This is a genomic window from Streptomyces sp. NPDC086554 (assembly GCF_040686095.1).
Lineage (GTDB): Bacteria > Actinomycetota > Actinomycetes > Streptomycetales > Streptomycetaceae > Streptomyces.
Window position 1 is genome coordinate 128,912 of record NZ_JBFBJK010000022.1, and the last position, 26,728, is coordinate 155,639.

General features: G+C 70.1%; 24 protein-coding genes and 1 pseudogene. 7 read left to right on the forward strand and 18 right to left on the reverse strand.

Going from position 1 to position 26,728, the window contains the following annotated elements:
• The first annotated feature begins 962 nt into the window (after window positions 1-962).
• The gene (locus tag AB0O76_RS31925) at window positions 963-4,139 is read left to right on the forward strand and encodes a molecular chaperone Hsp90 (protein ID WP_365498177.1); all 3,177 of its coding nucleotides are present in this window, start codon (window positions 963-965) and stop codon (window positions 4,137-4,139) included.
• 101 nt (window positions 4,140-4,240) lie between these two features.
• Here AB0O76_RS31925 and AB0O76_RS31930 read toward each other — a convergent pair whose 3' ends face one another.
• Entirely contained in the window at window positions 4,241-6,643 is a 2,403-nt protein-coding gene (locus AB0O76_RS31930; RefSeq protein ID WP_365498180.1) for an HAD-IC family P-type ATPase, read from the reverse strand.
• A gap of 95 nt (window positions 6,644-6,738) precedes the next feature.
• Complete coding sequence (locus AB0O76_RS31935; RefSeq protein WP_365498183.1) at window positions 6,739-7,017, reverse strand: DUF2530 domain-containing protein; 279 nt, start codon at window positions 7,015-7,017, stop codon at window positions 6,739-6,741.
• A gap of 212 nt (window positions 7,018-7,229) precedes the next feature.
• Between AB0O76_RS31935 and AB0O76_RS31940 the strand changes: the two genes are divergently transcribed.
• On the forward strand, window positions 7,230-8,678 hold the full coding sequence (locus AB0O76_RS31940; RefSeq protein ID WP_365498186.1) for an NCS2 family permease: 1,449 nt from the start codon (window positions 7,230-7,232) through the stop codon (window positions 8,676-8,678).
• Window positions 8,679-8,690: 12 nt separating this feature from the next.
• On the opposite strand, the gene AB0O76_RS31945 is transcribed toward AB0O76_RS31940, so the two are convergent.
• Entirely contained in the window at window positions 8,691-8,873 is a 183-nt protein-coding gene (locus tag AB0O76_RS31945; RefSeq protein ID WP_365498189.1) for a ribbon-helix-helix protein, CopG family, read from the reverse strand.
• Window positions 8,874-9,017: 144 nt separating this feature from the next.
• Here AB0O76_RS31945 and AB0O76_RS31950 point away from each other — a divergent pair, with 144 nt between their 5' ends.
• Both AB0O76_RS31950 and AB0O76_RS31955 read left to right on the forward strand, forming a co-directional pair.
• Window positions 9,018-9,455 carry a MarR family transcriptional regulator gene (locus AB0O76_RS31950; protein WP_365498192.1) on the forward strand — a complete coding sequence of 146 codons (438 nt, stop codon included), beginning with the start codon at window positions 9,018-9,020 and terminating at the stop codon, window positions 9,453-9,455.
• 45 nt (window positions 9,456-9,500) lie between these two features.
• Entirely contained in the window at window positions 9,501-10,841 is a 1,341-nt protein-coding gene (locus tag AB0O76_RS31955; RefSeq protein WP_365498195.1) for an MFS transporter, read from the forward strand.
• 12 nt (window positions 10,842-10,853) lie between these two features.
• Here the strand turns inward: AB0O76_RS31955 and AB0O76_RS31960 are convergent.
• The 4 genes and pseudogenes from AB0O76_RS31960 to AB0O76_RS31975 form a co-directional block, all read right to left on the reverse strand.
• Window positions 10,854-10,940: pseudogene (locus AB0O76_RS31960) on the reverse strand (GNAT family N-acetyltransferase); the annotation flags it as partial.
• Between the two features lie 88 nt (window positions 10,941-11,028).
• Window positions 11,029-11,205 (reverse strand): hypothetical protein, encoded by a 177-nt coding sequence (locus tag AB0O76_RS31965; protein WP_365498198.1) that lies wholly within the window; start codon window positions 11,203-11,205, stop codon window positions 11,029-11,031.
• Window positions 11,206-11,408: 203 nt separating this feature from the next.
• Window positions 11,409-11,993, reverse strand: coding sequence for a signal peptidase I (locus tag AB0O76_RS31970; RefSeq protein ID WP_365498200.1), 585 nt, complete (start codon window positions 11,991-11,993; stop codon window positions 11,409-11,411).
• Between the two features lie 101 nt (window positions 11,994-12,094).
• Window positions 12,095-12,721, reverse strand: a complete 627-nt coding sequence (locus AB0O76_RS31975; RefSeq protein ID WP_365498203.1) for a hypothetical protein — start codon at window positions 12,719-12,721, stop codon at window positions 12,095-12,097.
• A 323-nt stretch (window positions 12,722-13,044) separates the two neighbouring features.
• Here AB0O76_RS31975 and AB0O76_RS31980 point away from each other — a divergent pair, with 323 nt between their 5' ends.
• Window positions 13,045-13,752 (forward strand): thioredoxin domain-containing protein, encoded by a 708-nt coding sequence (locus AB0O76_RS31980; RefSeq protein ID WP_365498206.1) that lies wholly within the window; start codon window positions 13,045-13,047, stop codon window positions 13,750-13,752.
• Between the two features lie 82 nt (window positions 13,753-13,834).
• Here AB0O76_RS31980 and AB0O76_RS31985 read toward each other — a convergent pair whose 3' ends face one another.
• The 4 genes from AB0O76_RS31985 to AB0O76_RS32000 form a co-directional block, all read right to left on the reverse strand.
• Complete coding sequence (locus AB0O76_RS31985; protein ID WP_365498208.1) at window positions 13,835-14,521, reverse strand: response regulator transcription factor; 687 nt, start codon at window positions 14,519-14,521, stop codon at window positions 13,835-13,837.
• Window positions 14,496-15,881, reverse strand: a complete 1,386-nt coding sequence (locus AB0O76_RS31990) for a histidine kinase (RefSeq protein ID WP_365498211.1) — start codon at window positions 15,879-15,881, stop codon at window positions 14,496-14,498. The genes AB0O76_RS31985 and AB0O76_RS31990 overlap by 26 nt, the downstream gene beginning before the upstream one ends.
• 80 nt (window positions 15,882-15,961) lie before the next feature.
• On the reverse strand, window positions 15,962-17,212 hold the full coding sequence (locus tag AB0O76_RS31995; RefSeq protein WP_365498214.1) for a peptidoglycan-binding protein: 1,251 nt from the start codon (window positions 17,210-17,212) through the stop codon (window positions 15,962-15,964).
• A gap of 185 nt (window positions 17,213-17,397) precedes the next feature.
• Entirely contained in the window at window positions 17,398-18,444 is a 1,047-nt protein-coding gene (locus tag AB0O76_RS32000; protein ID WP_365498217.1) for an SPFH domain-containing protein, read from the reverse strand.
• A 331-nt stretch (window positions 18,445-18,775) separates the two neighbouring features.
• Here AB0O76_RS32000 and AB0O76_RS32005 point away from each other — a divergent pair, with 331 nt between their 5' ends.
• Window positions 18,776-19,150, forward strand: coding sequence for an SsgA family sporulation/cell division regulator (locus AB0O76_RS32005; protein WP_365498329.1), 375 nt, complete (start codon window positions 18,776-18,778; stop codon window positions 19,148-19,150).
• Between the two features lie 3 nt (window positions 19,151-19,153).
• On the opposite strand, the gene AB0O76_RS32010 is transcribed toward AB0O76_RS32005, so the two are convergent.
• From AB0O76_RS32010 to AB0O76_RS32025, 4 genes are all read right to left on the reverse strand, one after another.
• Entirely contained in the window at window positions 19,154-19,909 is a 756-nt protein-coding gene (locus AB0O76_RS32010) for a DUF3152 domain-containing protein (protein ID WP_365498220.1), read from the reverse strand.
• Between the two features lie 68 nt (window positions 19,910-19,977).
• Window positions 19,978-21,042 (reverse strand): hypothetical protein, encoded by a 1,065-nt coding sequence (locus tag AB0O76_RS32015; protein WP_365498223.1) that lies wholly within the window; start codon window positions 21,040-21,042, stop codon window positions 19,978-19,980.
• 399 nt (window positions 21,043-21,441) lie between these two features.
• On the reverse strand, window positions 21,442-22,380 hold the full coding sequence (locus AB0O76_RS32020) for a sigma-70 family RNA polymerase sigma factor (protein WP_365498226.1): 939 nt from the start codon (window positions 22,378-22,380) through the stop codon (window positions 21,442-21,444).
• A 24-nt stretch (window positions 22,381-22,404) separates the two neighbouring features.
• Window positions 22,405-23,601 carry an FAD-dependent oxidoreductase gene (locus AB0O76_RS32025; protein ID WP_365498229.1) on the reverse strand — a complete coding sequence of 399 codons (1,197 nt, stop codon included), beginning with the start codon at window positions 23,599-23,601 and terminating at the stop codon, window positions 22,405-22,407.
• 120 nt (window positions 23,602-23,721) lie between these two features.
• Between AB0O76_RS32025 and thpR the strand changes: the two genes are divergently transcribed.
• Window positions 23,722-24,291, forward strand: a complete 570-nt coding sequence (gene thpR, locus AB0O76_RS32030) for an RNA 2',3'-cyclic phosphodiesterase (protein WP_365498232.1) — start codon at window positions 23,722-23,724, stop codon at window positions 24,289-24,291.
• A gap of 151 nt (window positions 24,292-24,442) precedes the next feature.
• Here the strand turns inward: thpR and AB0O76_RS32035 are convergent, their stop codons facing one another.
• From AB0O76_RS32035 to AB0O76_RS32045, 3 genes are all read right to left on the reverse strand, one after another.
• Entirely contained in the window at window positions 24,443-25,435 is a 993-nt protein-coding gene (locus tag AB0O76_RS32035; protein ID WP_365498235.1) for an aldo/keto reductase, read from the reverse strand.
• A 61-nt stretch (window positions 25,436-25,496) separates the two neighbouring features.
• Window positions 25,497-26,093: a Uma2 family endonuclease gene (locus tag AB0O76_RS32040; protein ID WP_365498238.1), complete on the reverse strand. Its 597-nt coding sequence runs from the start codon at window positions 26,091-26,093 to the stop codon at window positions 25,497-25,499.
• A 72-nt stretch (window positions 26,094-26,165) separates the two neighbouring features.
• Window positions 26,166-26,702, reverse strand: a complete 537-nt coding sequence (locus AB0O76_RS32045) for a MarR family transcriptional regulator (RefSeq protein ID WP_365498241.1) — start codon at window positions 26,700-26,702, stop codon at window positions 26,166-26,168.
• Window positions 26,703-26,728: the final 26 nt, after the last annotated feature.

The following is a 26,728-nucleotide window of genomic DNA, read 5'->3' on the forward strand; positions in this document are numbered from 1 at the left end:
CCGGGTCTCCCGGTGTCCCTTCCCCCCCCCGCGACGCGGCGACCGGCACCTTCCCGCGCTCCGCGCGGGTCTACCCCACCCGCCCGCCCGATCACCCCGCAGCGCGCGGGTGCCCGAGGGCTGCTTGTCCGCGTTCCGCGCGGTTGGGCGGGGCTGCGGGGCCTTCGCGTTCCGCCCGGGGTCGTGGCGGGGGCGGCTGGTCCTTCTTCCCGCGGCTTTGCGCTGGGGGGCCGGGTCTCCCGGTGTCCCTCCCCCCCCCCGCGACGCGGCGACCGGCACCTTCCCGCGCTCCGCGCGGGTCTACCCCACCCACCCGCCCGGTCACCCCGCAGCGCGCGGGTGCCCGAGGGCTGCTTGTCCGCGTTCCGCGCGGTTGGGCGGGGCTGCGGGGCCTTCGCGCTCCGCCCGGGGCCGTGCCGGGGGCTGCTCGTCCGCGTTCCGCGTGGGTGGGCCGGGGCTGCGGGCCGCGGGTCGGCCTTGCCCGGGCGTCCCCGCGAGCTGTCCACTTCCGTCTGCGGCCAGTACGAACTCCTCCCGCGCTCCGCGCGGATCTTTCCCCGCCCACCCACCCGATTGCCCTGCCGGGTGATCGGGTGGGTGGGCGGGAAAAACCCGCGCGGAGCGCGGAAATCCCACCGCCGACCCGCAGCCGACACACCAGCCCCGGCCGCCGCCCGCAGGGCCTCGCCCCGGGTACCGGGAACACCCTGCCCCGGCCGCGCCCGCAGGGCCCCGCCCCGGGCACCGGAACACCCTGTCCCGGCCGCCCGCAGGGCCCCGCCCCCGGGTACCGGGAACACCGCCCCCCAGCCGCCCGCAGGGGAAGCCCACCCCCGGGTTCCGGAAGCCGTCGGCCCCGGCGCCCCCGGGGCACCACCCCCGGTCAGGGGAACGTGCCGCCCCAGGCCCCCGGCCAGGACGCGGTACCGTTCGCCCGCGAACCAAGCGAGGGAGACGACACCGTGAGCAAGACCGTGCGGCCGGCGGCCGAGGGGACTGACCCGTTCGGTACGGCTCGGCTCCGACGGGGAGTCCTCGATGCCTGGGCGGCCAGCCCGGCGAGGTTCCGTGAGGATGCCAACGCCGAGGAGGACCTCGCCCTCGGCGGCTACCGTGACCGGCTCGTGGTCGAGCTGGCGCAGAACGCCGCCGATGCGGCGGCCAGGGCCGGGGCACGGGGCCGCCTCGCCCTCACCCTCCGGGACGGAGTCCTCGCCGCCGCCAACAACGGCGCCCCCCTCGACGCCGCCGGAGTCGAGTCGCTCTCCACCCTCCGCGCCTCCGCCAAGCGGGAAGGGCATGAGGAGACCGCCGTCGGACGGTTCGGCGTCGGCTTCGCCGCCGTGCTCGCCGTATCCGACGAGCCCGCCGTCGTGGGGCGTACCGGCGGCGTCCGCTGGTCCCTCGGTGAGGCCCGCGAACTCGCCGCCGACACCGCCCGGTTCAGCCCGGGCCTCGGCGACGAGATCCGGCGCCGGGACGGACATGTGCCGCTGCTGCGGCTGCCGCTCGCCGCCGAGGGCACCGCCCCTGACGGGTACGACACCGTCGTCATCCTGCCGCTGCGCGACGCCGCCGCCGAGGATCTCGTCACCCGTCTCCTTGAGGGGATCGACGATGCGTTGCTCCTCGCCCTTCCCGGACTCGAAGAAGTCGTCGTGCAGGTCGGGCACGCCGAGTCGCGCGTCCTGAGGCGTACCGCCGGGGACGGGTACGTCGACGTATCCGACAGCCGTGAGGACCAGAACCAGGACCAGGACCAGGACCGTACGACTCGCTGGCGTACCGTCATGCAACAAGGCCCCCTTGCGCAGGAGCTGCTCGCCGGCCGCCCCGTCGAGGAGCGGCTGCGGCCCCACTGGTCCGTGACCTGGGCCGTCCCCACCGACCGCGACGGCGCCCCGCGCCCGCCCCGCAGCGCCCCCGTGCTGCACGCGCCGACGCCGAGCGACGAGCCGCTCGGGGTGCCCGCGCTGCTCATCGCCTCGTTCCCGCTCGACACGACCCGGCGGCATGCCGCGCCGGGTCCGCTGACCGACTTCCTCGTGCAGCGCGCGGCGGACGCGTACGCCGAACTCCTCGCCGGTTGGCGGCCCGTGGGGGAGGGGATCATCGGTCTCGTCCCCGGGCCGCTCGGCAAGAGCGAACTCGACGGTGCGCTGCGCCAGGCCATCCTCGACCGGCTGCCCCGCACCGCCTTCCTGCCGCCCGCCGTCGAGCCCGCCGCCCCGAAGGACGACGCGTCCGACGTCCCCGACTGGGAGGTTCCCGTCGCGCTGCGGCCCCGTGACGCGGAGGTCGTGGAGGGCGCGGGTGCCGAGACCGTACGCGTGCTCGCCGACGTGCTGCCCAGCCTGCTGCCCGCCGGGCTCGAACGCCGCGCCGAGCTGCGCACCCTCGGTGTCGCCCGGGTCCCGCTGACCGAGGCGATCGACCGGCTTGCCGGTCTGGAGAAGGATCCTGACTGGTGGCGGCGGTTGTACGACGCCCTCGCCGGCGTCGACCCGGACCGGCTGACGGGCCTGCCTGTTCCGCTCGCCGACGGGCGTACGACGATCGGGCCCCGCCAGGTCCTGCTCCCCCTCACGGGCGCGGACAGCGAGGACACCGACCCGGCGGCACTCGCCCGGCTCGGCCTGAAGGTCGCGCACCCCGACGCCGTCCACCCCCTCCTGGAGAAGCTCGGCGCGCTGCCCGCCACGCCCCGCGCCGTCCTGACGACCCCGCAGGTCCGTGCCGCCGTCGCGGCCTCCCTCGACGACGACACCTGGGACGAGGACGCCCTCGACGCGGAGGAACTCGCCGATCTGGTCCTCGGACTCGTCCGCGCGGCCAACCTCGGGCCCGGCGACGAGCCCTGGCTCGGCGCGCTCGCGCTGCCCGACGAGGACGGCGAGCCGGCGCCCGCCGGTGAACTCGTGCTGCCGGGCAGCCCGTTCGCCGAGGTCATGCGCGAGGACGAACTCGCCATGGTGGACGCCGAGTTGGCCGATCGCTGGGGAGAACAGCCGTTGGCAGCATGCGGCGTCCTGGCTACGTTCGCCCTCGTCCGCGCCACGGATGTCGTACTCGATCCCGATGAACTCGAACCCCGCGAAGGGGACTTCGCCGAGCCCGACGACGCGGGGCTGCTCGACGCCGTCGACGTGTGGTGCGAGGACGTCCTCGACCGGCTTCCGGACACGCCCGTACCGCCGGTCGCGACCGAGATCGTCGCCGTACGGGATCTCGACCTGGTCGACGAGGACCGCTGGCCCCAAGCCCTCGCCCTGCTCTCGCGCCCGCCGCTGCGGGACGCGCTGACGCAGCCGCTGCGGATCCTGCTCCCGGACGGCACGACGGAGACCGTCCGTTCGTACACGGCGTGGTGGCTGCGCGGTAACCCGGTCCTGGGCGGCCGCCGTCCCGCCGGTCTGCGGGCCTCGGGCGGCGACCCGCTGCTCGAAGGTCTCTACGACGCCGCCGACGCCTCCGGTTTCGACGACGAGCAGGTGCTGCGCGCCCTCGGCGTACGCACGTCGGTCGCCGCCCTCCTGGAGGAGCCCGGCGGCGCGGCCGAACTCCTCGACCGCCTCGCGGACCCCGAGCGGACGGTCTCGGCGGCCCAACTGCACGCGCTCTACGGGGCATTGGCCGACCTGGACCCGGAGCAGGTCACGCTGCCGGACGAGGTGCGGGCCGTGCTGGACGGCGAGGTCGTGGTGGTCGACGTGGCGGACGCGGTGGTGGCGGACGCGCCCGACCTGCTGCCGGTGGCCGACGGTGTGGCGCTGCTGCCCGTGGAGCCCCGCAAGGCGGCGGACCTGGCCGAGCTGTTCCAGGTACGGCGACTGAGCGAGACGGCGGCGGTGTCGCCTGCCGGCGAGGGAGCGGAACATCCGGTGCCGGAGTCGGTGCGGATCCTGCTGGGTTCCGCGACCCCGGAGACGTACATCGAGCACGACGAGCTGATCGCGGGCGGCGTGGAGCTGGACTGGCGGCGGATGCCGGACGGCACGATCCATGCGGCGACGCTGGAGGGCGTGGCGGCCGGGCTCGCCTGGGCGGCGGGGCAGTGGCCGAGGCGTTTCGAGGTGGCGGCGCTGCTTGAGGATCCGTCCCGGACTGAGGAGCTGGAGAGGGACCGCTGGTTCGACTGACAGCGGGGGGGCGCCCCGAAGGGGCGCGGGGAACTGCGCGACCAGCCACGACGCACCCGCACCCAAAAAACCGGCCCCCCAAAACCCCGGTCACAAAAGCACTAAGCAGGAAAGCGGCGGCTCACCCAGCGGTAGATGACCTCGATGACCAGTGAGGCCGCCGCCGCGATCGCGACCGCCGCCCACGGCATCGTCGTACCCACCAGCTTCAGTTGGAAGAAGTCCTGGAGCCAGGGGACGGTGAGCACAAGCAGGAAGCCGAGACCCATCGCGCTGATCAGGCCGATCCGCCACCACGTGTACGGGCGGGCGATGATCGCGAGCACCCACATGGCGATCAGGAACAGCGCCAGCGTGGCCGCACTGGTCTCGGCTTCCCGCGCGCCCGCGCCCTCGTAGTGGTGCCGGGCCAGGAGGTACGTCGCGAAGGTGGCGACGCCCGCGACGACGCCGCCCGGGATCGCGTACCGCATGACCCTGCGCACGAAGTGCGGCCTCGCCCGCTCCTTGTTGGGGGCGAGTGCGAGGAAAAACGCCGGGACGCCGATGGTGAGGGTCGAGAGCAGGGTGAGGTGCCTGGGCAGGAAGAGGTATTCCACCTGTGTGCAGACCACGAGCAGCGCGATGATCACCGAGTAGACGGTCTTGACCAGGAACAGCGTCGCGACCCGGGTGATGTTGCCGATGACCCGGCGGCCCTCGGCGACCACCGACGGCAGCGTCGCGAAGCTGTTGTTGAGGAGCACGATCTGGGCGACCGCCCGTGTCGCCTCCGAGCCCGAGCCCATCGAGACGCCGATGTCTGCGTCCTTCAGGGCGAGTACGTCGTTGACGCCGTCGCCCGTCATGGCGACCGTGTGCCCGCGCGACTGGAGCGCGCCCACCATGTCGCGCTTCTGCTGCGGGGTGACCCGGCCGAAGACGGAGTTGGCGTCCAGGGCCTGAGCCATCTCGCCCTGTTCCGTGGGCAGCCGGCGGGCGTCGACCGTGTTCTCCGCGCCCGGCAGGCCCAGCTTGCCCGCGACCGCGCTCACCGAGACCGCGTTGTCGCCGGAGATGACCTTGGCGGCGACGTCCTGCTCATCGAAGTAGCGCAGGGTGTCCGAGGCGTCCGGGCGAAGCCGCTGCTCCAGGACGACAAGGGCGGTGGCGCGGGCCCCTGCGGCGACGTCCGGGTCGTCAAGATCACCGGCGGCGCGGGCAAGCAGGAGCACCCGCAGGCCCTGCTGGTTCAGGCTCTCGATGTCGGTGAGGGACGGGTCGTCGGCGGGCAGCAGCACGTCCGGCGCCCCGAGCAGCCACGTCGAGTTGTCGCCGTCGCCCTCGCTGAAGGAGGCGCCGCTGTACTTGCGGGCCGACGAGAAGGGCAGCGACTCGGTGCAGCGCCACTCCTCGGCGTCGGGGTAGGCGTCGATGATCGCCTGGAGCGAGGCGTTGGGGCGCGGGTCCGATTCACCGAGGGCGCCGAGGACCTTGCGTACGTACGTCTCGTCCGAGCCGTTGAGCGAGCGCAGCTCGGTGACGTCCATGCCGCCCTCGGTGAGCGTGCCGGTCTTGTCCAGGCAGACCGTGTCGACGCGGGCCAGGCCCTCGATGGCGGGGAGCTCCTGCACCAGGCACTGCTTGCGGCCGAGGCGGATCACACCGATCGCGAAGGCGACCGAGGTCAGGAGGACGAGCCCCTCGGGGATCATCGGGACGATGCCGCCCACCGTGTAGGCGATGGACTCCTTGAAGTTGTCGTCCTTGACGACGAGCTGGCTGATGATGAGCCCGATCGAGGTCGGCACCATCAGCCACGTCACGTACTTGAGGATCGTGGAGATGCCGCTGCGCAGCTCGGAGTGGACGAGCGTGAAGCGCGACGCCTCCTCGGCGAGCTGCGCGGCGTACGCCTCGCGGCCGACCTTCGTCGCGGTGAAAGCGCCGCCGCCCGCGACGACGAAGGACCCCGACATCATGCGGTCGCCGGGCTTCTTGATGACCGGGTCGGCCTCACCGGTCAGGAGCGACTCGTCGACCTCCAGGCTGTCGGTCTCGACCGCCTCGCCGTCCACGACGATCTTGTCCCCCGGGCCGAGCTCCACCAGATCGCCGAGGACGATCTGGGAGGTGGAGATCTCGGCGGCCACGCCGTCGCGCCGCACGGTCGGCTTGGCCTCGCCGATGACCGCGAGCCCGTCCAGGGTCTTCTTGGCGCGCAGCTCCTGGATGATGCCGATGCCGGTGTTGGCGATGATGACGAAGCCGAAGAGGCTGTCCTGGATCGGCGCGACGCCGAGCATGATCACCCAGAGCACGCCGATGATCGCGTTGAACCGTGTGAAGACGTTCGCCCGGATGATCTCGGTGGTCGAGCGCGAACTGCGTACGGGTACGTCGTTGACCTCGCCGCGTGCGACCCGCTCGGCGACCTGTGCGGCCGTAAGACCCGTCGCGCGTCCGGTGGCCGGTGCCACCGGGTGGACCGGGTCGAGCTCGGCGCCCGCGTCGATATGCGTCATGCCCTCGACGGTAAGGGCGGGAAGGGTCGTTCACCCCTTGAGTGCCGGAAAGATCCGACCACGGTAGGACGCGAACGGTCCCGTGGTCGTACGGGCTACTCCGCGGCCCCGGCCGCCTTGCGCGCTGAATCTTCGGCGGCTCGCTTGATCGCGGCGTCGCGCCCACGGACGTACCAGATGCCGATCAGGCCGAGACCCGCTCCGGCGAGGCAGGTCCAGATCCACCACGTCGCGTCGCGGTCGTCGAACCAGCCATAGAACGGCAGCTGGACCAGGAAGAGGACGAACCAAAGGATCGTGCCGCCCGTGATGGTGGCGACGACGGGGCCCTCAAGGGGCTCCGGCGCCTCGTGCTTGGGGGTCCACTTCGCCATGAGTACACCTTACGAGAGGGCGGGACCGGCCAGGTCGGGGGGCGGGCAGGCCTTGTGGCTCAAGGGTCTACGCGCGGAGATAGCGATTTCTGTCTCATGTATTCATACTGAAACGGTTCGTTAATGGCTGATTGCTTTCGTACGAAGAAACAATTCGATCTTAAAGTCGCCGCTTAACGATCTTTCCCTTCCTAGAGCCCATGAGGTCCCGCATGCCTTCCTCGGCCACCGCCCCGGTCGACGCCAGCAATGAGCCGCCGAAGCTCCCGCAAGGCGGCCTCGACGGCTACTTCAAGATCACGGAGCGGGGCTCCACGCTGGCCAGGGAAGTCCGCGGCGGCTTCGCCACCTTCTTCGCGATGGCCTACATCATCGTGCTGAACCCGATCATCCTGGGCAGCGCGAAGGACATGTACGGGAACCAGCTCGACAACGGCCAGCTGGTCACAGCGACCGCCCTGGTCGCCGCCTTCACCACGCTGCTCATGGGTGTCATCGGCAATGTCCCGATCGCGCTCGCCGCCGGTCTCGGCGTGAACACCGTCGTCGCCCTCCAGCTCGCGCCCCGCATGTCGTGGCCCGACGCGATGGGCATGGTCGTCATCGCGGGCTTCATCGTGATGCTGCTCGTTGCGACAGGACTGCGCGAGCGCGTGATGAACGCCGTGCCGCTGGGCCTGCGCAAGGGCATCGCGATCGGCATCGGCCTCTTCATCATGCTGATCGGCCTCGTCGACTCCGGCTTCGTCTCGCGCATCCCGGACGCCGCGCACACCACGGTCCCGCTGCAGCTCGGCGGCGACGGCCACCTCACCGGCTGGCCGGTTCTCGTCTTCGTGCTCGGCGCGCTGCTCACGCTCTCGCTGCTCGTGCGCAAGGTGCCCGGCGCGATCCTCATCAGCATCGTCGTCATGACGATCACCGCGATGATCATCAACGCCGTCGCGACGGTCCCCTCCTGGGGCCTGACGACACCCAAGTGGCCCGGCAACCCGGTCGCGAGCCCGGACTTCGGTCTCATCGGTCAGATCAGCGTGTTCGGCGGCTTCGGCAAGGTCGGCATGCTCACCGGCACCCTCTTCGTCTTCACCGTGCTGCTCTCGACGTTCTTCGACGCCATGGGCACGATCATGGGCGTCAGCGACGAGGCCAAGCTGACCGACTCCAAGGGCAATGTGCCCGGCATGAACAAGATCCTGTTCGTCGACGGCATCGCCGTCGCGGCCGGCGGCGCCTCGTCCTCATCGGCGACCACCTGCTTCGTCGAGTCCACCGCGGGCGTCGGCGAGGGCGCGCGCACGGGCTTCGCCAACATCGTCACCGGTGGCCTCTTCACGGTCGCGCTCTTCCTCACGCCCATCGCGACGATGGTGCCGTCCCAGGCGGCCACACCCGCGCTGCTCGCGGTCGGCTTCCTGATCCTGTCCGGCTCCATCGGGCAGATCGACTGGAGCGACTTCACCATCGCGATCCCGGCGTTCCTGACGATGGTGATGATGCCGTTCACCTACTCGATCACGAACGGCATCGGCATCGGCTTCATCAGCTTCACCGTGCTGAGGCTGGCCGCAGGCCGTGGGCGGGAGGTGCCGGTCGCCATGTACGTGGTGTCGGCGGTGTTCGGGTTCTACTACCTGATGCCGGCGCTTGGGCTGACGTAGGGCGCGTCGCTCTTACGCGGCCCCGTAGAACTTCTCTGTCTCCTCGACGGACGTCGCAAAGCGTTCGTCGAAGTCATCACGGATGAGCGTCCGGACCACATAGTCCTGGACGCTCATTCCTCTTTTGGCGGCGTGCTGCTTGAGCCGGTCGAGCAGCTCACCGTCCATCCGCAGGCTGAGCACTGTCGATCCCATGCGTGACAGGGTCGCCGCCGCCCCGCCGCGCGCGTCTCACTTTCCGAAGTCACCTCACTCATATGGGTGACGAAAGGGTTCTGTGTAGTCCGACGCGGGAATCCGGGTGGTCTTTAGGTAGAGTAATGAGTTACTCTAACGAACATGCCGGACCTCTCCCATGGTGACGACGCCGCCGCCGTGAACTCACTGCGCTCCGCCGTGATGCGCCTGTCCCGTCGACTCAAGCACCAGCGGGTCGACGAATCGCTGAGCCCCACCGAAATGTCGGTGCTCGGCACCCTCGCCCGCTGCGGCCACGCCACCCCAGGTGAGCTGGCCCGCAAGGAACATGTGCAGCCGCCGTCGATGACCCGCATCGTGGCGCTACTCGAAGCCAAGGGTCTCGTCCGGCTCGAGCCGCATCCCGAGGACCGCCGCCAGAAGGTGGTGACCCAGACCGAGACCGCCGAGGCCATGCTCGAAGAGAGCCGCCGCAAGCGGAACGTCTGGCTCGCCGGTCTGGCGGAGCACCTCGACGAGGACGAGTGGGCGCGGCTGCGTGCCGCCGCTCCGGTCCTGGAGAAGCTCGCCCATCTGTAACCCGGCAGGAAACCCTGTCACGTACGCCAAGGAGGCGAACCCACTTTGAGTACGGGATCCGGAGCAGACTCCGCCCCCGCACCAACCGCCCTCGACAAGACCCCGGCCGGTAAGTCGTCGATGTTCAGCTCGCTGAAGATCCGCAACTACCGGCTTTTCGCCTCCGGCGCCGTTGTCTCCAACACCGGTACCTGGATGGCCCGCATCACCCAGGACTGGCTGGTCCTGAGCCTCACCGGATCGTCCGCGGCCGTGGGCATCACCACCGCCATGCAGTTCCTGCCGATGCTGCTCTTCGGCCTCTACGGCGGCGTCATAGCCGACCGGTTCGCCAAGCGGAAGCTGCTCTTCTGCACCCAGGGTGCGATGAGCCTCAGCGGCCTCTTCCTCGCCGTGCTCACGCTCAGCGGCAACGTCCAGGTCTGGCACGTCTACCTGGCGGCCTTCTTCACCGGCCTCGTCACGGTCGTCGACAACCCGACCCGGCAGTCCTTCGTCTCCGAGATGGTGGGCCCGGACCAGGTCCGCAACGCGGTCTCCCTCAACTCGGCGAACTTCCAGTCGGCGCGGCTCGTCGGCCCCGCCGTGGCGAGCGGACTCACCGCGGCCGTCGGCCCCGGCTGGGCGTTCCTGGCCAACGGCCTGTCGTTCCTCGCACCGCTGACCGGCTTGCTCCTGATGCGTACGAGCGAACTGCACCACACCCCGCGCAAGCCGCGCGGCAAGGGCCAGCTGCGAGAAGGCCTGAACTACGTCTCGAAGCACCCCGAACTGATCTGGCCGATCGTCCTCGTCGGCTTCGTCGGCACCTTCGGGTTCAACTTCCCGATCTGGATGAGCGCCTTCGCGGACGACATCTTCCACGGCGGCGTGGGGATGTACGGGCTTTTCAACACCCTGATGGCAGTCGGTTCGCTGGCGGGCGCGCTGCTCGCGGCGCGCCGCGGCACGTCACGCCTGCGACTGCTTGCCGGGGCGGCGATCGCCTTCGGTGTCCTGCAGATGGTGGCGGCCTTCGCGCCCGACCTGTGGATGTTCGTCGCGCTGATCATCCCGATCGGCATCCTCGGTCTGACGGTGAACGTCACCGCCAACTCCTCGGTCCAGATGGCCACGGATCCCGAGATGCGCGGCCGCGTCATGTCGCTGTTCATGATGGTCTTCACCGGCGGTACGCCGCTGGGCGGCCCGCTCTTCGGCTGGCTCGCCGACGCGTACGGCGTCCGCCTGAGCATGGCCGTCGGCGGCCTGGTCTGCGCGCTCGCGGCGGTGGGCGTCGGCCTGATGCTGGCACGCGCGGCGAACCTCCGCCTGAAGGTGGATCTGCGGCGCGGCCGGCAGCATGTGCAGTTCGTGCCGCGGGAGCAGCTGGCGACGGCGGCGTGAGCCCTCGGTCCGCGTGAACGTGAACCCGTTGCGTCTGTAGTACGCGGCGAGTTCGCCGCCACCGCCCGCGCAGCAGTCGACCCGGAGCAGGGAGATTCCCAAGCTCAGAGCGCGAGTTCGATTCTCGTCACCCGCTCCAAAGATAAGCCCCAGGCCAGCGGCCCGGGGCTTATCTTGTGCAGATAGATCAGCGCGGTCCGCTCTGTGGAATGAAGACTTCGGCGCTGTCCTTCGGGCCACGCTTGCCGCTGACGGACCCGGAACCGAGGTACGGCAGCACCAGGGACTCCAGTGCGTACGGGTAGGTACCGAAGTCCCAGCCCTGGTCGGTACGGGAGTCCTCGGCAAGGATGGTGGCGGTCATGACAGGCAACCGCGCCATGGCGGGGCGACTGAACGTGTCGCGGCGGCGGACGTCCTCGTGCAGGAAGGAGGGCAGTACGATCTCCTGCTTGCCCGCACGGACTTGGGGTCACCGACACGACGCCCCGTGTTCCCCCGGCTGGCTCGGCCCTGAGCCCCCCTCCAGCCCGATGCTGCCAACCCGCGCGGACCACACCGCCAGGCTCAGGCGCCCTGTCGTCCGAGCCGGGCCTGGCCGAGAACGACTGGCCGCTCCACACAGCCCCGCAGCACGAGCGCACAGAGCGCCACGGTGAGGGCAAGCCACCCCCATTGCCCCTCCTGCCACCACAGCCACGCACTTCCCGCCAGCGGTGCGACCGCTGCTACCGCTCCCTTGAGTCGATCGGGGGTGACGATCTCGTCGTCCGGGTCGGGGTTGGCGTCGCCCTTGGTCACGTACGAGTTCCCGTTGTGCCGCTCGATGGCCCGATGGGTCGTCATCCGGTCACCGTGCGCCGGGTCGGTGAACGCGATGACAGCACCGGCGCCCACGTCCGTCGCCTCGACCGCGCGCACCATCACCACGTCACCCCTGCTGAGCGCGGGCTCCATGGAGCCGGAGACCACCACCGACGGGTTCCAGCCCCAGGCCAGGGCCAGCAGCGGCAAGCACAACAGCGAGGTCGTCATGGTCACCACGGCACGGCAGCCGGTCACGCGCAATACCTGCAGCCAGCTCTCGGCCGACTCCCCGGCGGACTTCTCGGCCGACCCCTCGACAGCCACCTCGGGCTGACGGTCACTCACGCTCGTACACCTTCTTCATGTCATCTCTCACGGAACCGGCGCGGCCCACGCACCCGGCCCATGCCGGATCCCGTGTGCCGCGCCGGTCTCTCACCGCAGGACTACTTCGTGGACTCCAGCTCGCCACCCAGGGAGAAGCCGAGCGAGCTGTTGCGCGCGTCGAGCGGGGCGTCCTTCGAGAGCGACCACATGACATGGACCTGCGACTTGGTATCCGAGTGGTCCACCGGCAGGCTGCTCACCAGGGCGGGGCCGAAGCCGTCCCGCTTCCTCAGCTTGTACCACTCGGCGACCGTGTGCGTCACCGGCTTCGTCAAGCCGGTGGCCGAGAACGAGAGGTTGACATGCTTCGCCAGCTCAGAGTTGGCAAGGTCCTTGATGCGCTTGCCGTTGGCGTCCTTCGCGGTGAACTGGCTCAGGATCACATTGCCGACCAGCTTGTCCCTGGAGTCCGGGTCGCGGTCGAAGGTGTAGGTGACCCGGGCGTCGCCGCTCTGGCCGCGGACCATGTTGTCCATGTTGACGACTGCCTTGCCGGGCTTGCTGGTGGTGACCTTGTAGCCCGACCACGTACCCGACGCGATCTTGTTGTCGTGGTTGAAGGCATTCGCGTGAATCGTGGCGTTCGTGGCGGAGAACACCATCGCGCCGGACGCGAGCACACCCACCGGAAGGGCCGCCCACTTGGACAGCTGCTTGGCGCGCCGGGCGCGGGTTTCCTTACCCATTTCAATTTCCTCCATCAATCAGCACTCTCCACTTGAGCAGTGGGAACACCGATGAGCATCGCCGCGCTATCCACGCCGATGGTGAACTGAAAGCTCTGATAAGTAGTCCACTTTCGCCCACCACACCGGACCGGCTGATTCACTTCTTCTGCGGTGAAAGTGGGCAGCATGGACGTGCGGGGTCCCGGCAGGCCCCGCATATATCGCGGCCGGGGCGTCTGTGCGGGTCAGGGTGGTCCCACGGGGATCAGACGTCCCGGCCGCTTTCCTTTTTGAACCGGCGGAACGAGTTTTCCTTGTACGAGTCATCCCCCGTCTCCCGTATGTCTCCCGCCCTCTCCGTGGTGGCGACGGTCGTGGTACTCGCCCTCACCGCCACGGCGTGCGCCGGCGCGGACCAGCGACCGGGCCCCGCGGCAGACGGATGGAACAGCCCGGCGTCGGCGACGGGCGTTCTCAGGACGCTGCCCGCGCGGCTGGAGAGGGACGGCGTGACGATCACCGTGGGCGACCCCACGGCGGCCCATACGGTGCACGTGTACGAGGAGCCGCGCTGCCCGTACTGTCGCCGCTTCGAGGCGGTCGCCGGCGCGAAGCTGGCCGCCCTGGCGGCCAACGGCTCAGTGAAGATCCGATACACGATCGCCTCGTTCCTGGACGACCGGCGTGGTGACAAGGGCTCCGCGCTCGCGGCAGCCGCACTTCGGACCGCCCTGGACCTGGGCGTGTTCCCCGAGTTCCGTGCCGCGCTGATGGCTTCGGGGCCCGCCAGAGGCGTCGCCGACTGCACGGCGGAGTTCCTCACGCGGGTGGCCGAAGCGGTCGCCGGGCTTCGGGCCAAGGGTTTTGAGGCGAAGCTCCGTTCCGGCGTGCACGACTCGTGGGCTGCCGACTCCCAACGGGCCTTCGCAGCGTCGCGGGCCGCGACCACCCCGACCGTGGCCGTGGACGGTGTCGTCGTCCGCACCGACGCGGTGAAGTACGACCTGACGGCCTTCACCGCACTCCTGGCCGAGGCCGGCATCCGTTGACGCATGCCCGCACCGGTCGACAGCCTCGGCGACCCGGCGCGGGACGCGGTCCACGTACCTTCCGGCGTCCGAGGGCGACGCCTCAGCCGCTCACGGACCCGCCTTGCGTCGCCTCCTCCAGAAGTCCGCCCTGGTGAGCCAGAATCGCGGCCTGGGTCCGGTTTTCGACCTTGAGAGTGGTCAGCAGCCGCGACACGTACGCCTTGACCGTGCCCTCCGTCAGATACATGCGCCGGGCGATCTGGGCGTTGGACATGCCGCCGCCGAGGTGCCCCAGGATCTCCCGCTGCTGCTCGCCCAGCATGCTCAGCCGACGCCGCTGTTCGGGCGGGATCCGTGACGCCCCGGCGGCGCGCGAGGACGATTCCAGGAGGCGGGCGGCCGAAGCGGAGGCCAGCACCGTGCCGCCGGCCGCGACCAGGCGTACCGCGCTCAGCACCTGTTCGGGCGGCGCGTCCTTGAGCAGATAGCCCGCTGCGCCGGCCTGGAGGGCCTCGGTGACCCCTTCGCCGGTGTCGAAGGTGGTCAGCACGAGCACGGCCGGCGGGTTCGGCAGTGCCGTCAGTTGCCTGGTGGCCGTGATGCCGTCCATCCCGGGCATCCGCAGGTCGGTGAGCACGATGTCGGGTGCCAGCTCCCGCGCCCGGGCGAGCGCTGCGGTGCCGTCGCACGCCTCACCGATGACATCGATGTCATCCGCCGTGTTCAGCAGCATGCGCAGGCCGAACCGTACGAGCGGTTCGTCATCCGTCACAAGCACGCGGATCATGTGGTTGCTGCTCCTTCGAGGTCTTGAATGTGGAGGGTGACACGGCGCCCGTCGACGAAGGTGAACAAACGGTCGACGAAGGTGAGCCACGGCCGGTCAGCGGTCGTCGAGGGCCGGGCCGACAGCCCTCCGGAACCGGGACACCCAGCGGGACGGACATCACGACCTCCCAGCCACCGTCCGGAGTGGGGCCCGCGTGGAACTCGCCACCGAGCAACCCCACCCGTTCACGCAGCCCGATCACGCCGAACCCGCCGCCTCGCGCGGCCGTCGGCGATTGCGGGACCGCACGGGTGTGGCGCCCTCGGCCATTCCGTATCCGGGCCTCTATCGCCTCACCCGCTCCGCCTGTCTCGCCCGCCCCGGCCAATCGCACGACCCGTACCTCGGCGGCCGCTCCCGGAGCGTGCTTCACCACATTGGTCAGTGCCTCCTGGACCGTGCGGTACACGGTCAGCGCGACCTCGGGAGGGATGGCACCCGCCACGTCGGAAACATCGGAACCATCGGAACCATCGGAAACGTCGGAAACGAACGCGAGGTCGATGCCCGAGGCCCGGGCCTGCTCCACCAGCTCGTCGAGATCCGTCGGACAGCGGCCCACGATGACCGATTCATCGCCGTCGCGCAGTGCGCCGAGCACCTGCCGCAGATCGCGCATGGCGGCCCGGGATGTGTCGCCGACCGACCGCGCCAGTTGCCTGACCTCGGGCTCCGCCCCGGGCGCCAGCTCGATCGCCCCCGCGTGCATGGACATGATCGTGATGCGGTGGCCCAGGATGTCGTGCATCTCCCGGGCCAGCCGGATCCGCTCCTCCACCCTGCTCTGGGCGATCCGGCGCTCACGCTCCTCGCGCAGGGCCGCCATGCTCCGCTCGTACGCCCCCGCGCCCAGGCCGAACAGCACGGGGAAGACGACGAAGACGGTCGAGACGAGAACGTCGTCCATCAGGGACAGTGGCCCGGGGAGCAGGAACAGCAGTGTCCCGTACACAACACAGCCGAGCCCGATCACGACCGGCCGGCGCCCACGCTGGTACTTGGCCAGCCCGTAGAGGACGACGAAGACCGGAATCGGGCAGCCGCTGAGCATCAGGGCGGGCATGGTCAGCAGGGCCACCGCGAGGGGGGCCCGGCGCCGCCACAGGCAGGCCACGGCAACCGCCAGGCCGGCCACGGTGCTCAGCGGGAAGCCGCGCGCCAGCCCGGGAGCGGGGGTGACCGCGTTCTGCAGCGCCTCCGCGGCCAGGACGACGACGATCAGCAGATCGGCGCGGGTCCACGGTGTCCGTCCGACGGGCGCCAGGAGCGCGAAGTACCAGCGCTCGAAGGCGTCCTGGCAAGGGCGGGGGGTCAACATGGATCTTTCGCCGAAGGCGGCACATCACGCCGAAATGCGGTGATGAAACGGAAATTCGGTCATATCTTACGCAGTCCGCTTCAGGGGAAGAGCACCCGCCAGGTCTCCGGGCCGGGGTAACCGTCCGCGTCCGCTCCCGTCCAGCCCTGGGCCCGCTGGAACGCCACCACCGCACGCCGGTCGCTCTCGGACCAGGCCGGGCTCGGCCCGTGGCGGTACGACTGCCCGTACCCCTTGCGTACGAGCTGCTGCCCGAGGAGCTGCACGTGGGCGTTGCTGCGCCCAGGGCCGAAGTACCGGGTGCCGGGGAAGTCAGGGGCATGCCCGGCGTGCCCAGCGCTTTCCTGCCCAGCAATGTCATGGCCCGCGCCGTCGATGAGCAGTCGCCACGTATGTGCTCCGGGAATGCCGTCGGCATCCGGGCCGGACCATCCCTGCGCCCGCTGGAAGGCGCGGGTGGCGGCCTGGTCGGCCGCGGTCCACCGCGGACCGGGACCCTGCGGGTAGAACCGTCCTCCACCGCGGGCGACCAGCATCCTGCCGAGCCTGGTGACGTAGGCGTTGCGCGCGCCGGGTCCGAAGCGGTCCGCACCCGGGAAGGCGCCGCTCGGCTTGTGGTGCGAGCCGCCGCCCCCGGAGCTTCCGCCGTCCCGTAGGCCCTTCAGGCGGTAGGGGACGTACGAGGAGGAGTTCCGGAAGTACGCGTAGGGGGCGGTCCGCTTCACGGCGCCCCGGCCGCCGGCCTGCTCCATCACCGTGTACCGCGTATGCGCGCGGTTCGCCCATCCCGCGAACAGGACCACGTGGGAACCGCGGGTCGGATTGGCGGAGTTGTGGAACAGCAGCATGTCGCCGGGCTGCAACTGCTCCTTCGTGATGCGCACGCCGTACGTGTGGAGGTCACCGGTCCAGTGGCTCGCGCCGAGCCCCCAGGCCATCGACACGAAGCCGGAGCAGTCGGTGCGGTAGCCCTGGTACGAGCTGTTCATGCTGTACGGAACACGGGCGTCGACCCATGCCTGCGCCCGGGCCAGGATTTCCGCACGCGTCGAGGTATTGCGGGCGGCGACGGAGTCGGCGGCCACGGTGGGGTTGGCATGGACCTGTGTCGCGACGTGGGTCGGGGCTGTGGCGTGGGCTGGAGCCGCGCCGAGGCCCGTGAGAGCGGCGCCGGCCATCGTCGTCACCGCGGCGAGCCGGGTCGCACGGGAACAGACCGGCGAGGCAGCGGTTCTCGGCAACGGGGTGGCGGCCGCGACCGCACAGCCGGGGCAGGTGCAGTCGGGCCGCGCAGGCAGTTCGCGAAAGTCGGGCGGCGGTATCGGGGCCATCGGCTCTCTCCATCGTGATCAACAACTGTGCTGATCCTCAGGGCAGAGCTCGGGTCGATCGTTGACGATCACAGCGCCATAGGCGAACGAAGGTACCGACGACCGGCTGTGAAGCGGCTCCCCAGCGCCGGATCCCCGGCCTGTGCTGGGGCCGCGGTCCAAGAGCCTGTGTCTGAGGGAAGGGTCTAGGAAGGCTCGCCATCGCCCAGCACGCGCGGTGGCTCCATGGCCAGCAGAGGGGCCGACCCGCGAGCCGCGTAGAAAGCCACGGTCAGATCGCTGACCAGCGCGGACCGCTGCTCTTCGTCGAGCGACACCAGGTCCCGCTCGATCAGCCGGTCGACGGTGTCGCTGACGGTGTCCACCACGTTGTCCACGACCGCCTCCCGCAACTGCGCGTCCAGTGCGAACAGCTGCTGCCGCCGCATTGCCCTCGCGATGTCGGGCGCGTAATCGAGGTGCGAGGGCTGTACGGAATAGACGTCGATGCCGACCGCACGGCACTCGGCGGCGACGGCGGCCGTGAGGCGGTCCGCGAGCGACTCGCCGTCCCGCAGCGACGGCCCGCTCTCGCCGAACGCGTCGCAGGGCAGCGACGGCAGGATCCGGCAGACGGCGGCCTCCACGACCGCCACCAGATACGCCTCGTGGTTCTCCACACCGAAGACCGCACGCGCCGTGTCCCGCACGCGCCAGACGACCAGGACCACGGCGCTGAGCGCGATGCCACGCCCGTCCACGGCCCGGATGTCGTCACTGCGCCAGTGCCGCAGCCGCACATCGACGGGATGGCGGCGCAGCAGCGGCGGAACCCAGAGGAAACCTGCCCGGCGAACCGTGCCCCGGTAGCCGTGACGCCAGCTGAGAGCGGCAGCGGTGTCGTCGCGCCCCCACGTCAGCCCCGACAGCGCGAACGCCGCGATGAGGGCGCACACGGCGGCGCCGAGCCAGAAGACCGGGGCGGGGGCCGCGTCCGGCCGCACGAGCGCGAACGCGCCCAGGCCCGGCACGCGGACGCCGGCGATCGAGAGCAGTACCAAGCCGCCGACTGTGGCCGACACCGCCATGACGGCTCCCGCCCACCCGGACACGGCCCGCCGCTCGCGCTCGCACAGGTGAGGCATGCGGGGTGCCCGGAGCGAGGCCGTACGGTCGGCCGCCCGGGATCCGGCGGAAGCGGTGCGGGTGTCCCGGCCGGGGGTGATCACGGGGAGCACTTGGGTCTGGTCCACGCCGGGACCATCGAGGCCGCCATGCGGTCGGTGCGCCCCTTGAATCTCCGGACCGCGAACCGGTTTTTCCATCATTCCTGCGGTTTCCTTTCGGCTTTCCGGATTCCCACGGCCGTATACGGTCGACGGCCGAACGATATGAAAGCGGTCGGCATCGATTCACTTACGTCTACAGAAATCCGGAAAAGGATGAGCATTCGCCCCGGCCGCACTGGCTTCATTCACCGGGGGGCTAACGTTTTCCGCGGCTCGGATCCACACCTACACGGGCGACGAATCGCCATCGGGAGACATCGGCATCGTGAAATTGAGCGTACAGAACAGCCTTTTCATGCTGCTGCAGGGCGAAGGCGAAAGAAAGCTGGTCCTGGCTCGGCTGCATTACAGCGCCCTGCGCCCTTTCGAAATGACCGTGACGTTCCGCCTGGCCGGCAAGGCTCCGGTCACCTGGGTATTCGCCCGTGACCTGTTGCTGGACGGCCGCCGCTACTTCGCCGGGCAGGGCGATGTACGGATATGGCCCATGCGCCAGTACACCGGGGACAGGGTGTACCTCAGCCTCGCCTCCGACGTAGGCGAATGCCTGCTCTCGGCAAGCGTCCATGAGGTGGACGCATGGTGCGGACGGATGGCGGCCCTCGTACCGCGAGGCGCGGAGCACCTTCACTTCGATCTCGACAGGGAGATCAGACTGCTCCTGCAGTGACCCTCAGGGGTGGGGCCACGGATTGGGCCGGCACGTGGCCGTACCCGAGGTGAGCGTCTTGGTCTGCTGCATCATCACAGGAGCGGACGCGCCGTCGACAGCGCAGAGTTCGTGGCCGTGGCCGATACGGTGCCCGACCTCGTGGTTCACGACCATCTGCCGGTAGCCGAGCATGTCGTCTCCGTACGTGGGCGAACCCTGCGCCCAGCGGTACGCATTGACCATCACGCGTTCGGTGTTGTGGGCGTCGCAGGACACCGTCTGATCCGACGTGTCAAGACCTGCTCCGGCACACCAGGCGTCGACCGTTCCGGGGCTCGCCAGAGTGACGACGAAGTCGACACGTCCGCCGGACACCCGCTCGAAGGACACGCCGTCCTCGTGCGACCAGCTCCGAGGGTCGTTCAGCGTCCGGTGGACGAACGACGCAACGTAGCCGCCGTCCAGCCCTTTGGCAGCCAGCCCGTTCTCGACGTCCACCCGGTAACGCAGTCCGCGCCCCCGTTTTCCCCCATGGGCCGGGGGCTGATGCCCTGGCACGACCGTGAAGTGCCCGCCGAGTGCGAGCTCACGGTCGAAGGGCAGACGCCCGGGCGGCGTGGCTGCCGATGCCGGCGGGGCCTGGGCCTGGGGCCGAGGACTCGCCGTGGCGACGGGCGGAGAGGTGTGCGCCCCCTCCGCAGAGCCGTGCACCGCCCCGAACTGCACCCACCACACCACGAAGAGAAAGGCGCCGACGGCAAGGAAGCGCCGGAACACGCTCGCTTGCCGACCCGCACCGCGACTCCCCGGCCGGCGTGGGCGCGCAGGGGCCCGTTCGCGACCGGTCATTTCCACTGCGCCAACGCAGTCACCCGGCCGCGCTCCGCCAACGGCTCGACCGCAGCATCGATGAGCCGCCGGTACAGCGTGTTGCTCTCGCGGAGCGCCATCACGGCAGGTCCGTAAGCCGCCGCCACCTGCCTGTCGTTCTCCGCCAGAACACGAACCTCATGACCGACGCGATCGAGGTCGAGGAGGGCCTGCAGCTGTTCACGGCCCAAGCACCGCCGGGCTCGTGGGATGCCCGCCGGTCCGCCTGCCGGCGTGTGCAGACCCAGCAGCGCCTCCACCGCCTGCTGGACCGGTGTGAGGAGACGCGGCGGAACGCCGTCGGGGACATCGGGAGCCTCCGCGGCAAGAGTCCGCGCCGCAGTCAGACCGGCAGCCGGACACGGCGCGTTCGCAACGGCTTCGTGGCGCCTGGCCAGTACGTCGTGCACGATGCTCTGGACTCGTGTGACGCGGTCCAGCGCACGCACTACGGTCAACGGCCGGGCAGCACCGTGCTCCAGCAGGTGCGACTTGAGCAGCACGGACGCGTTGATCGCGTCGATTCGTGCCGCCGTGGCAAGCAGCAGGTCAATCCGACTGAACCACTCCGTTCCCGTCCACTTCAGGACCGGATGCAGTCCGTCTCCGGGTGAGACGGAGGAGGCGTGGTTCACGACGGCGAGCAAAGGGGCAGCGCCGAGCTGGACGGTACCCAGGCGCTGCGCCACCACCGCCCATACATCGGCGAAGTGTCCAGGTATGCCGGTCGCCACCGCCCCGGCTTCGGAAATGACGCCGAGCCAGCCGCAATTGACGCTGATCGCTGCCAGCCGAAGCGCCACGGGCTCCACCTGTCCGTTGCCGAGCCGGTACGCGCGCTTACGCAGGCAAGCCACTTCCGGCCTGTTCCATCGCTCTTTGACGATGGACTGAGCTTCACGGCAGCTTCGTGCCCCCATTGTTTCCTGCACGTACCAGTCGAGCGATCGCCACACCCCGTCCGGTGGACGAAATGTGGTAGTCCGCGGCATCAAAGAGCAGCGCGCCGAGGAGGTGAGGGATTGAAGCGGCATCGACATTTCTCCAAAGGCACGAACGGCCCGAATTGTTGAACGCATAAGCCTGGTTGATGACCGGTGACATTACGCGGACAAATCGGACCGACGGGAGATTTGCCGCTTGCCCTTCGTGATGAGCCGTAGTGACTTCAGTGAACGGTTGGACGGCATCGGTGAATCGAGCACTCAGGTCCGTCGCGCCGTGTGCCAGAGTCGATGACGAAGCCCCCGGCGCAGGCATCCCCTCTCCCCCCACGGATGCCTGCCGGGCTTCTCGGTCCCTCCGGCGCAGGTATCCGCCCCCTACACGGATGCCTGCGCCGGGCGGCCCATTCCCTCCGGGTTTCTGCTGCCGCGTGGCAACTGGCCGGTGCGGTCCTGGGCCGCCGGCCTTCCCGACCGCCGACCATCGGGCGCCGGTCACCAGGCGCTGATGACCGGCGCGTCCGGTTCGTGCTGCTGCCAGGCCTCGTTGAGGCGCGTGAGCCGGTCCGCGGCGGCGATGCCGCGCAGGGACGCGACCTTGCCGTCGGTGACTTCGAACGCCACGGCGCCCACGACCCGGCCTTCGACCACGGCGACGACCGCCGGGGAGCCGTTGACCAGCGCGATGTGCATCGCGGGCGAGCCGCCGGCCAGGCGCCTCTTCGCCGGCGTGGGCTTGAAGCCGGCGCGTACGTACGTAGCGACCCGCTCGCGCGTGGTGTACCGCTGCAGCCGCTTGGCGAGGCCCGCGCCGTCCGAGACCGCCGTCACGTCGTCGGTGAGCAGCGCCACAAGGCGTTCCGTGCGCCCCGACGTGGCGGCGGCGAGGAACTCCTCGACGACCCGGCGCGCGGACGCGGCGTCGGCCTCGACGCCGCGGCGGCGCTCGGCGGCGACCCGGGTCCGGGCCCGGTGGGCGTGCTGCTGGCTGGCGGACTCGGTGATGTCGAGGATCCCGGCGATCTCGGCGTGGGGGTAGGAGAAGGCTTCGCGCAGGACATAGACGGCCCGCTCGACCGGCGAGAGGCGCTCCAAGAGGATCAGTACGGCCAAGGACACCGATTCGCGCTGCTCGAAGGTGTCGGCAGGGCCGAGCATCGGGTCGCCGTCGAGGAGCGGCTCGGGCAGCCAGGCCCCGGCCGTCCGCTCGTGGCGCGCCTGCGCCGAGCGGAGCCGGTCGATGCAGAGGTTGGTGACGACCTTGGTCAGCCACGCCTCCGGCACCTCGACCTGTTCGCGGTCCGCGGCCTGCCAGCGCAGGAACGTGTCCTGCACGGCGTCCTCGGCGTCGGCGGCCGAGCCGAGCAGGCGGTAGGCGAGCGAGGCAAGCCGGCCCCGGCTTGCCTCGAACCGATCGACGGCTGCAATGTCCATGCGGAACACCGTATGGGGCACCGCCTATGCGGCGGCCTTCGCGCCGGACCGGTCAGGCGCTGCGGCCAGGCGGCGCCTGCGCTTCGGCATGCCGAAGGTCGGGTGGGCGATGCCCAACGCGGAGCCCTTGAGGATGCCCGCCTTGAACCGCGTGGCGGTCCAACCGCCCAGGTACCAGGACTTCGACCGGACGTCCCCGTCCACCATCTGGAAGATCGCGTCCCGCCGCCCGAGGCTGATGTGGTTGCCGTAGTACTTCATCCCGACAGTCGGGACCTTGCCACCCGTCAGGCGCGCGATGATCGCGGCGGTCGCCTGCATGTTGGTGAAGCCGGCCGAGGCGCAGGACATCGGCAGCGGCCTGCCGTTCTCGCCGATCGCGTAGACGCTGTCACCGGCGGCGTAGACGTCCGGGTGCGAGACCGAGCGCATGGTGCGGTCGACGACGATCTGGCCGGTCTCTGCGACCTCCAGGCCGCCGGCGGCCGCGATCGGGTGCACGGCGAACCCGGCCGTCCACACGGTCACGTCGGCCGGGATGGACGGCCCGTCGACACCGCAGGCGATCGCCCGTGTCGGCTCGACGGCTTCGATGCCGGTGTGCTCGTGGACGGTGACGCCGAGCCGGTCGAAGGCCTGGCGCAGGTGACGGCGCGCCTTCGGGGAGAGCCAGGCGCCAAGATCGCCGCGGGCAGCGAGCGCGACCGAGAGGTCGGGCCTGGACTCGGCGAACTCGGTGGCGGTCTCGATGCCGGTGAGGCCCTCACCGACGACAAGCACGGTGCCGCCTTCACTCAGGCCCGCCAGGCGCTCGCGCAGCCGCAGCGCCGAGGACCTGCCGGTGACGTCGAAGGCGTACTCGGCCACGCCGGGGACTCCGTGGTGGGCGACGGAGCTGCCGAGCGCGTAGAGAAGCGTGTCGTACGCCAGCTCGCCGTCCCCGTCGTCGCCGGTCAGGGCGACGGTCCTGTGCTCGGGGTCGATGCCGGTGACGCGCGCCAGGCGCAGCCGCACCCCGGTGCCCGCGAAGACGTCGGCGAGCTTGCGGGACGTGAGGTCCTGGCCGATCGCGAGCTGGTGGAGCCGCATCCGCTCGACGAAGTCGGGCACGGCGTTGACGACGGTGATCTCGGTGTCGGCGGGGGAGAGCCGGCGGGCCAGGTTTCCGGCGGCGAAGGCCCCGGCGTATCCGGCACCGAGTACGACGATGCGGTGCTTCATGGCGTTGCTCCTGTCTCGTTCGCGTGTCCCTTGAACGAGACGGCGCTCCGATTGCTGACAGGAGTCGGGTGTGACGCGGGTCACCGGTGATGGAAGGCCGCCGGAGGCCAGAATCGCACCATGAGACTCTTCGCGGCGGTGCTCCCGCCGGACGCGGTGGTGGACGAACTCGCCCAGGCCGCAGCCAAGTTGAAGACCCTTCCGGGCGCCAAGGACCTCCGCTGGACCGCCCCGGACGGCTGGCACTTCACGCTCGCCTTCATGGCGGAGGTCGCGGACGACACCGTCCCGGACCTCACCGAGCGCCTGTCCCGCGCCGCACACCGCACCACCCCCTTCCCCCTCTCCCTCCACGCCGGAGGCCACTTCGGCGACCGGGCCCTGTGGACCGGCGTCGCGGGCGACATCGACACCCTCCGCCTGCTCGCCGCCCGCGCAAACGCCGCGGCCCGCAAGTCCGGCATCACCATGGAGGAGCACCGCCACTACCGCCCCCACCTCACCCTGGCCCGCGGCAAGGGCGATCCACCGCTTGCCCCGTACGCCGACGAGCTCGCCACGTTCCGGGGCGAGGAGTGGACCGTGGACGAGTTGACCCTCGTACGCAGCAATCTGCCAAGGAGTGGGATGCCGGGGGAGCGGCCCCGTTACGAGGTGGTCGGGCGCTGGCCGCTCGGCGGCGCCGGTTAACCTCGACTACGTGGACCCGAAAACCAGGAACCGGATCATGGCCGGTGTGCTCGTGATGATGTTCGTCGTAGTGGCGGTGGCGGCCGCGTTCGGCAGCTAGGGCAGCAACCGGCCGACGCGGCCCGCCCGCGTATGCGTATGCCTTACGCGCTTACCAGGCGAAGGACTCCGGAGACGGCCCCGGCCCGGGGAAGATCTCGTCCAGCGAGCCCAGGACCTCCGCCGACAGTTCGAGCTCGACCGCCCGCAACGCGGAGTCGAGCTGCTCGGCCGTGCGCGGCCCGACGATCGGCGCGGTCACGCCGGGCCGGGTGAGCAGCCAGGCCAGCGCGACCTCGCCCGGCTCGAGGCCGTGCTTGTCGAGCAGCTCCTCGTACGCCTTGACCTGCGCGCGCACCTCCGGCTTCGCGAGATCCGCGGCGGCCCGCCCACTGGCACGCCGTACGCCCTCGCCCTCCTTCTTCAGTACGCCGCCAAGCAGCCCGCCGTGCAGCGGCGACCACGGGATGATCCCGACGCCGTAGTCCTGCGCGGCCGGGATGACCTCCATCTCGGCGCTGCGCTCGGCGAGGTTGTACAGGCACTGCTCGCTGACGAGCCCGTAGCTGCCGCGCCGTGCGGCCACCTCATTCGCCTGGGCGATCTTGTACCCGGGGAAGTTGGAGGACCCGGCGTAAAGGATCTTCCCCTGCTGCACGAGGACGTCGACCGCCTGCCAGATCTCCTCGAAGGGGGTCCGGCGGTCGATGTGGTGGAACTGATAGATGTCGATGTAGTCGGTCTGCAGCCGCCGCAGCGACGCCTCCACCGACCGGCGGATGTTGAGCGCGGAGAGCTTGTCGTGGTTGGGCCACGGCGCTTCTTCGTCGACGGCCATGCTCCCGTACAGCTTCGTGGCGAGCACGACCTTGTCGCGCCGCTCGCCGCCCTGCGCGAACCAGGTGCCGATGATTTCCTCGGTGCGGCCCTTGTTCGGGCTCCAGCCGTAGACATTGGCGGTGTCGAAGTAGTTGATCCCCGCGCCGAGCGCGGCGTCCATGATCGTGTGGCTGTCGGCCTCGTTGGTCTGTGGCCCGAAGTTCATGGTCCCGAGCGTGAGCCGGCTGACCTTGAGCCCTGTGCGTCCCAGCTGCGTGTACTTCATGACTGCTTAGCCAACGACTTCGAGTGCGCTCAACGCAAGGGGGTCGGCGCGGAGGTGCGGGTCAGTCGCGGGGGAACTCGTCGGTCTTGAGGGTCAGGCCTACGGGGGTGCGGGTGAGGTCCAGTTCGCCTCCGAAGGCGACGGTCGTCTCGGTCGCGTACTCCCCGTCCGTGGGCTCGGTGTAGAGGTGGCACTTGCCCTGGTAAGGATCGGCGATGAGGTAGACAGGGATTTCGGCGACGGCGTAGGTCGTCTTCTTCGAGCCGTAGTCGTTCAGCCCGGTCTTCTTGGAGATCACCTCGGCGACGAACTCGACGTCCTGGTAGCGCCAACGTCCCTCGTCCGTCTTGGCGGCGCCGTCTGCCATCACTGTCACGTCACTCGCGAAGCCGTTGAGATGGCCCGGGTAGTCGACGCGTACGTCGGACTTCACGCGCTTCCGGGGGTACTTGGTCCGCAACTGCTCGTAGAGGTCCGCGATGATCTCCCAGTGAGTGTCCCGCTGAGGTGTCATGAAGATGTGTCCCTCGACAATCTCGACCTTGATTCCCTCGGGGACGGGCATCTTCTCGAGCCACTCGAACATCATGTCCAGAGTGCGCTCATCGCTGCTGTCGGCCATCTCGATCCTGTCGGTCCGTACATCCACCGCGGTCATCGTGGCGCTCCTCCCCGGCCGCCTCTCGGTCGAGTGCAGCCGCGCAGTACAACGATACGCACGGAGACAAGGTCACGAGCCGCTGATCCACCCCGCCGCGTCGAGCCGGAACGCCTCCGCCGGGACGACGGCCCGCAGATCGTCCTCCATGGCCCGCAGCCGCCGCGCGCCCACGGCCTTGGCCCACTCCGCGTGCAGCTCCTCGAAGATTGCCGCCGAACGGGCGAGCGCGTCGATGCCGTGCGGGGTCAGCCGGACCAGTTTGCGGCGGGCGTCGGCGGGGTCGTCGGTGCGTGCCGCGTAGCCGAGGGCGATGAGGCGGTCGATCGTCTTGCCCGCGGCCTGCTTGGAGACCCCGAGCCGGCGCCCGACCTCACTGGCGCTCGCGCCCTGCATCCCGATCGCCTGCATCGCGAAGCCGTGCGCCGGGCGGGCGTCCGGGTGTCCCTGCCGGGCCAGCTCGGCGTGCAGCCGGTCGATGAGGGTGCGGAACCCGGCGAAGAGGAGCAGGGGCAGCTCGTAGCCACGCCCGTCGCTCTCGGGCTCCTCGACCCCCTTGCGGGAATCGTCAACCCGGTTTACCTTCTTATCGTCAACCATGTTGTCCATCGTAGGGGGTACCTCTTGTTCACCGA

Excerpts from the sequence above, each read along its gene's own strand:
- AB0O76_RS31945 (WP_365498189.1), bottom strand. The coding sequence starts at position 8,873 with ATGGGATCGACAGTGCTCAGCCTGCGGATGGACGGTGAGCTGCTCGAC.
- AB0O76_RS31940 (WP_365498186.1), top strand. The coding sequence starts at position 7,230 with ATGCCTTCCTCGGCCACCGCCCCGGTCGACGCCAGCAATGAGCCGCCG.
- AB0O76_RS31935 (WP_365498183.1), bottom strand. The coding sequence starts at position 7,017 with ATGGCGAAGTGGACCCCCAAGCACGAGGCGCCGGAGCCCCTTGAGGGC.
- AB0O76_RS32025 (WP_365498229.1), bottom strand. The coding sequence starts at position 23,601 with ATGAAGCACCGCATCGTCGTACTCGGTGCCGGATACGCCGGGGCCTTC.
- AB0O76_RS31975 (WP_365498203.1), bottom strand. The coding sequence starts at position 12,721 with ATGGGTAAGGAAACCCGCGCCCGGCGCGCCAAGCAGCTGTCCAAGTGG.
- AB0O76_RS31990 (WP_365498211.1), bottom strand. The coding sequence starts at position 15,881 with ATGTTGACCCCCCGCCCTTGCCAGGACGCCTTCGAGCGCTGGTACTTC.
- AB0O76_RS31995 (WP_365498214.1), bottom strand. The coding sequence starts at position 17,212 with ATGGCCCCGATACCGCCGCCCGACTTTCGCGAACTGCCTGCGCGGCCC.
- AB0O76_RS32020 (WP_365498226.1), bottom strand. The coding sequence starts at position 22,380 with ATGGACATTGCAGCCGTCGATCGGTTCGAGGCAAGCCGGGGCCGGCTT.
- AB0O76_RS32045 (WP_365498241.1), bottom strand. The coding sequence starts at position 26,702 with ATGGACAACATGGTTGACGATAAGAAGGTAAACCGGGTTGACGATTCC.
- AB0O76_RS32035 (WP_365498235.1), bottom strand. The coding sequence starts at position 25,435 with ATGAAGTACACGCAGCTGGGACGCACAGGGCTCAAGGTCAGCCGGCTC.
- AB0O76_RS31985 (WP_365498208.1), bottom strand. The coding sequence starts at position 14,521 with ATGATCCGCGTGCTTGTGACGGATGACGAACCGCTCGTACGGTTCGGC.
- AB0O76_RS31980 (WP_365498206.1), top strand. The coding sequence starts at position 13,045 with ATGTCTCCCGCCCTCTCCGTGGTGGCGACGGTCGTGGTACTCGCCCTC.
- AB0O76_RS32005 (WP_365498329.1), top strand. The coding sequence starts at position 18,776 with ATGCTGCTGCAGGGCGAAGGCGAAAGAAAGCTGGTCCTGGCTCGGCTG.
- AB0O76_RS31950 (WP_365498192.1), top strand. The coding sequence starts at position 9,018 with ATGCCGGACCTCTCCCATGGTGACGACGCCGCCGCCGTGAACTCACTG.
- AB0O76_RS31930 (WP_365498180.1), bottom strand. The coding sequence starts at position 6,643 with ATGACGCATATCGACGCGGGCGCCGAGCTCGACCCGGTCCACCCGGTG.
- AB0O76_RS31965 (WP_365498198.1), bottom strand. The coding sequence starts at position 11,205 with ATGACCGCCACCATCCTTGCCGAGGACTCCCGTACCGACCAGGGCTGG.
- AB0O76_RS32015 (WP_365498223.1), bottom strand. The coding sequence starts at position 21,042 with ATGTCGATGCCGCTTCAATCCCTCACCTCCTCGGCGCGCTGCTCTTTG.
- AB0O76_RS32040 (WP_365498238.1), bottom strand. The coding sequence starts at position 26,093 with ATGACCGCGGTGGATGTACGGACCGACAGGATCGAGATGGCCGACAGC.
- thpR (WP_365498232.1), top strand. The coding sequence starts at position 23,722 with ATGAGACTCTTCGCGGCGGTGCTCCCGCCGGACGCGGTGGTGGACGAA.